Origin of the sequence: Cellulomonas sp. IC4_254 (genome assembly GCF_011603975.1) — a bacterium.
Lineage (GTDB): Bacteria > Actinomycetota > Actinomycetes > Actinomycetales > Cellulomonadaceae > Cellulomonas.
The window spans coordinates 1-4,904 of the sequence record NZ_JAANNB010000241.1 but is presented as its reverse complement, the minus strand read 5'-3'; the positions used below and the strand labels follow the sequence as shown (position 1 = coordinate 4,904).

The following is a 4,904-nucleotide window of genomic DNA, read 5'->3' as shown; positions in this document are numbered from 1 at the left end:
GTGCGGGGTGGTGCGGGCGGTGCGGCGCGGTCAGCCGCGGCCCTTCGGGTCGAGGACGTCCCGCAGGACGTCGCCGAGCGTGATCATCGCCAGGACGGTCACGGTCAGGAAGATGCTCGGGAACAGCAGCATGTGCGGGGACGTCTGGAAGTAGGTCTGCGCGCTGGACAGCTGCAGGCCCCAGGAGATCGACGGGGCGCGCAGGCCCAGGCCGAGGAAGGTCAGCGTCGACTCGGAGACGATGACGCCGCCGACCATCGTGGTGGCCACGGCCAGCACGGGGCCGATCGAGTTGGGCAGCACGTACCGGGCGATGATCCGTCGGTCCCGCAGGCCCATCGCCTTCGCGGCCTCGACGTACGGGGCGTCCCGGACGGCGCGGACCGAGCCGCGGACCAGCCGGGCCATCGTCGGCCAGGAGAACAGCGCGAGCACGAGCGCGACGGTCACGGCGGACCGGCTGCCGATCGAGGTCAGCACGACCACGGCGCCGAGCAGGAACGGGAAGCCGAGGAACACGTCGGTCAGCCGGGCGATCAGCCGGTCCGCGAACCCGCCGTAGAAGCCCGCCGCCGTGCCGACCACCACGGCGACCAGCAGCGCGACCGCGGTGGCGAGCACGCCGACGGTGAGCGACGCCTGGGTGCCGTAGATGACGTTGGCGTACACGTCGCAGCCCTGCACGTCCGTGCCGAACACGTGCGCGCCGCCCGGGCGCAGCGCGCTGTCCGCCAGGTCGCAGGCCCGCGGGTCGGGCTGGCCGAACCAGCCGGCGAACCACGACGGGGCGACCGCGATCAGCAGCAGCACGCCGAGCACGCCGGCGCAGAGCCAGAACAGCGGGCGGCGGCGCAGCGTGCGCCACACGCCACGGGGCGCAGCGGTTGCGTCCGCGTCGACCTCGGTGACCGCGGTGGCGGTGAGGGTGTCACTCATGGCGGATCCTCGGGTCGAGCACCGACGACAGCAGGTCGACGACCAGGTTCGTCAGCAGGAAGATGATGATCAGCGCGGTGGAGACGCCGACGACGGTCGGCCCCTCGTGCGCCCGGATCGCCTGGAACAGCAGCTGGCCGACGCCGGGCAGGTTGAACACGCCCTCCACGACCACCGTGCCGCCGAGCAGGTAGCCGAGGTCGATGGCGAGGAAGGTCAGCACCGGGATCGCCGAGTTCCGCAGCACGTGCACGCCGACGACCTGCCGCTCCCGCAGGCCCTTGGCCCGCAGGGTGCGCACGAAGTCGGACTGCAGGGTGTCGACGACCGAGCCGCGCATGAGCCGGGTGACCGAGGCGAGGCCGAACACGGCGATGACGGCCGCGGGCAGCAGGTACGAGGTGGGCCACCCGTCGGAGGAGCCGGCGACCGGGAACCAGCCGAGCCGGACGCCGAGCACCAGCTGCGCCGTCACCGCGACCACGAACACCGGGATGCTGGTCGCGAGGATGGTGCCGGCGAGGACGAGCCGGTCGCCCGCACGGCCGCGGCGCAGGCCGGCGAACAGGCCGAGCAGCACGCCGAGGACGACCTCGATGCCCCACGCGGTGAGCGCCAGGGTGATGGTCACGGGCCACCGGGACTCCATGCGGCCGGCGACGGACTGCCCGCTGAAGTTGGTGCCGAGGTCGCCGGTGAACAGCCCGCCGAGGTAGCGGGCGTACTGCTGGAGCACCGGCTCGTCGAGGTGGTACCGGGACCGGAGCTCGGCGACGACGTTGTCCGGCAGCGGCCGGTCGCCGCCGAGGGAGCGGATCGGGTCGCCGGGCAGCGCGAACACCATGAGGTAGATGACCAGCGTGACGCCGAGGAACACGATCAGCAGCTCGACGGCGCGGCGGACCGCGTACCTGCTCATGCGCGCGTCCCGGCCGGTCCGCGCGCGGCGAGCACCCGGGACATCGCGAGGGTGGCGCCGTACTGCACGCCGACCAGCCGCTCGACCGGCAGCACGGTCAGCCCGGTGAGCGAGTCCGCCTCGGCGGTCCAGCCGGCGTAGACCTCCCGCGCCCGGTCGGCGACCCGGCGGACCCGGGCGGTCGCGATCCCGGCGTGCACCTCCGCGTCGAGCGCGCGCAGCAGCATCCCGCCGAACCGCAGCCGGAAGCACCGGACGACGTCCTCGTTGCTGAACACCTCGGCGGCGGTGGCCGCGCGGCGGAGCTCCGGGCGGTCGGCCCGCAGCAGCTCGGCGCGGCCGCCCTCGCCCATCATCGGCACGAACGCCTCGCTGGCGCGCAGGAACGGCGAGCGCAGCGTGAGGTCGGGCCGGGCGTCCTCGAGCAGCGCGGTGAGCGTCGCGCCCAGGTCCACGAGCTCCTCGCCCTTGGCCCGCACCACGTCGGCGTAGTCCGCCGAGGTCGGGGTGGTGTCGTCGGCCAGCGGGTGCGACCAGTACGGCAGCTCGGCGACCAGCGAGACCGTGCCGTGCCGGCGCGCGTACGCGCTGGACGACTCCCCGCCGACCATCGACGCGGCGGCCAGGCCCAGCGACTCGAGGTAGTCGTACTCCTCGCGGGTGCTGGACATGTGGAACACCGCCGGGGCGATGGACCGGATCGACGGGGACTCCGGCTCGCCGACGTCCAGCGGCAGCCCGAGGGCGCGCGGGACGGCGTGTAGCGCGTCGACGGCGCCCGGCACCTCCTCGGACAGGTAGTAGTAGACGCCGCCGAGCTCCGCGTTGTGCAGGCTGACCATGAGCTCCGGCCGCACGTCGTCGATCACGCGCATCAGGGCCTGGGTCTCCGGGATGACGTCGTCGAAGTACGCGTCCTTGTACGCGAACGGGAACGTCCACTCGACCTGCTCCGACGGCGCCGGGCGGTAGAACCGCCGCGAGTACGCCGTGCGGTCCGACGGGTCGGCGAACCAGGACTCGTTGAGCCGGGTGCCGTCCGGGTCGATGCACGGGACCAGGTGCCAGGTGGCGCCGGACCGGGCGAGCAGGTCGGGGTCGGCCACGAGCTCCGTCGCCAGGTGCTGCAGCGTCCGGAACCCGATCGGCTCGTTCGGGTGCACGCCCGCGAACAGCAGGTGGGGGCGCGGCCCGGAGCCGATCGAGAACATCGGGATCGGCTCGCCGAGGCGGGAGGTGCCGACCCGGCGCTCCATGACGAGCCGGGGGTGGTCGGCGGCGAGCGTGCCGAACCAGGCCAGCAGCTCGTCGACCGGGGGGAAGCCGGACATCGGGGGGACCCGGCGGGCCCGCTCGAGGACGTCCTCGAGCGAGCCCGCCGGGAGGGTGCCCTGGCTCATGCGCCCTCGGCGAGGACGACCTGGGTGTAGGTCGGGTTGCCGACCGCCGACGTGGGCAGCTCGGCGACCCGGTCGGACACCACGTAGGAGTAGGTCTCGAAAAACAGCGGCGGGGCCGGGAAGTCCTCGAGGATCCGCTCCTGCACGGCGGCGTACGCCTCGGCCGCGGCGTCCGCGTCCACCTCGGCGTCGGCGGCCGCGATCAGGTCGGCCACCTCGGGCTCGTAGTACGGGATGCAGTTCGGGCAGCCGCCGCCCTCGACGTAGAACGCCCGCAGGGTGTTCTGCTGGCTCGGGTACAGCGCGCCCCACCGGGAGAAGAACGGCCCGGCGATGTCGCCCGCCGTGCGCTTGTCGGCGAACTCGGCCCAGTCGGTGCTCGGGGTCGCGACCGCGTCCACGCCCAGGTTCTGCCGGAGCTGGTTGGCGATGGCCGTGTACAGCTCGTCCAGGCCGGAGCCGCCCGGGTAGAAGATGTCGATCGTGCCGTCGAACCCGCCGGCCTCCTCCAGCAGCGCCTTCGCGCCCTCGGGGTCGTAGTCGCAGTACTCCGCGCAGATGCCCTCGGGGGTGCCCGCCTCGACGGCCGGGGTCAGCGCGGTCGCCGGGGTGAACAGCCCGCCGTAGATGACGTCGTTGATCGTGTCCCGGTCGATCGCCATGGAGATCGCCTGGCGCACCCGCACGTCGGAGTAGCGCGCGTCCCACAGGGGCAGGCCCAGGTAGGAGATCCCCGCGGCCTCGAACGAGTACAGCCGGTCGCCGAAGTCGGCCGCCGCCTGCGTCTGGCGCGCCACCGGGACGCCCGCGACGTCGATGTTGCCGGCCTGCACGTCCGTGTACGCGGTGGTGGTGTCGGTGTACGGGACGAAGGTGATCGCGTCGACCGTCGGGGCGGGGCCCTCGTAGTCGGCGAACGCCGTGACGGTCATCTCCTCGTTCTCGGCGTAGTCGGTCTCGACCTCGAACGGGCCGTTGCCGACCGGGTGCGTGTTGTACGCGTCGAAGTCGTCGAACGCGGACTCCGGCATCGGGTAGAACGCCGTCTGCGCCTGGGAGAGCTGCATCGGGAACTGGCCGTCGGGGCCGGAGAGCTCGACGGTGAAGGTCGTGTCGTCCACGACTGTCAGCCCGGACATCTCCGTGGTCGTCGGCTCGCCCTCGGCGGGGTTGAGGTCCGCGTAGCCCACGATGTTCGCGAGCTGGCCGGAGTTCTCCCACGCGTTCGGGCCGTAGGCCACCGCGTTCCACGCGTCGACGTAGGACTGCGCCGTCACCGGGGTGCCGTCGTGGAAAGTCCAGCCGTCCTTGAGCGTGATCGTCCAGGTGGTGCCGTCCTCCGACTCGACGGAGTCGGCCGCGACGTAGGTCATCTCGCCGGCGTCGTCGATCCAGGTCAGGGGGGCCCAGACGGCCATGGCGAAGTCGAAGGCGATCGACTGCCGGCCGGGGATCAGCTGGACCGGGTCGGTGACGGCGACGCGGATCGCGCCGCCGCCCGAGCCGGTCGCGCTGGTGTCGGCGGCGTCGTCACCACCGCCGCCGGAGCAGGCGGCCAGGGCGAGCGCCAGCACGGCGGCACCGGCCGCGAGCCGGATCCGGGTCGTTCTCATGGGTCCTCCACTGCAGGGGGAGCGGCGGCGGGGCCG

At 73.1% G+C, this 4,904-nt stretch carries 4 protein-coding genes; all 4 read right to left on the bottom strand.

Annotation, left to right across the window (positions count from 1 at the left end; genetic code table 11):
- Positions 1-30: 30 nt before the first annotated feature.
- From G6556_RS17030 to G6556_RS17015, 4 genes are read right to left on the bottom strand one after another with little or no spacing between them, the layout of a single operon-like run.
- Entirely contained in the window at positions 31-936 is a 906-nt protein-coding gene (locus G6556_RS17030; RefSeq protein WP_166944062.1) for an ABC transporter permease, read from the bottom strand.
- Positions 929-1,855 (bottom strand): ABC transporter permease, encoded by a 927-nt coding sequence (locus G6556_RS17025; RefSeq protein ID WP_166944060.1) that lies wholly within the window; start codon positions 1,853-1,855, stop codon positions 929-931. The genes G6556_RS17030 and G6556_RS17025 overlap by 8 nt, the downstream gene beginning before the upstream one ends.
- Positions 1,852-3,255 carry a murein peptide amidase A gene (locus G6556_RS17020; RefSeq protein WP_166944058.1) on the bottom strand — a complete coding sequence of 468 codons (1,404 nt, stop codon included), beginning with the start codon at positions 3,253-3,255 and terminating at the stop codon, positions 1,852-1,854. The genes G6556_RS17025 and G6556_RS17020 overlap by 4 nt, the downstream gene beginning before the upstream one ends.
- Complete coding sequence (locus tag G6556_RS17015; protein WP_166944056.1) at positions 3,252-4,868, bottom strand: ABC transporter substrate-binding protein; 1,617 nt, start codon at positions 4,866-4,868, stop codon at positions 3,252-3,254. Before G6556_RS17015 ends, G6556_RS17020 begins: the two co-directional genes overlap by 4 nt.
- Positions 4,869-4,904 lie beyond the last annotated feature (36 nt).

Coding starts and splice junctions, on each gene's coding strand:
- G6556_RS17015 (WP_166944056.1), bottom strand. CDS start 4,868: ATGAGAACGACCCGGATCCGGCTCGCGGCCGGTGCCGCCGTGCTGGCG.
- G6556_RS17030 (WP_166944062.1), bottom strand. CDS start 936: ATGAGTGACACCCTCACCGCCACCGCGGTCACCGAGGTCGACGCGGAC.
- G6556_RS17025 (WP_166944060.1), bottom strand. CDS start 1,855: ATGAGCAGGTACGCGGTCCGCCGCGCCGTCGAGCTGCTGATCGTGTTC.
- G6556_RS17020 (WP_166944058.1), bottom strand. CDS start 3,255: ATGAGCCAGGGCACCCTCCCGGCGGGCTCGCTCGAGGACGTCCTCGAG.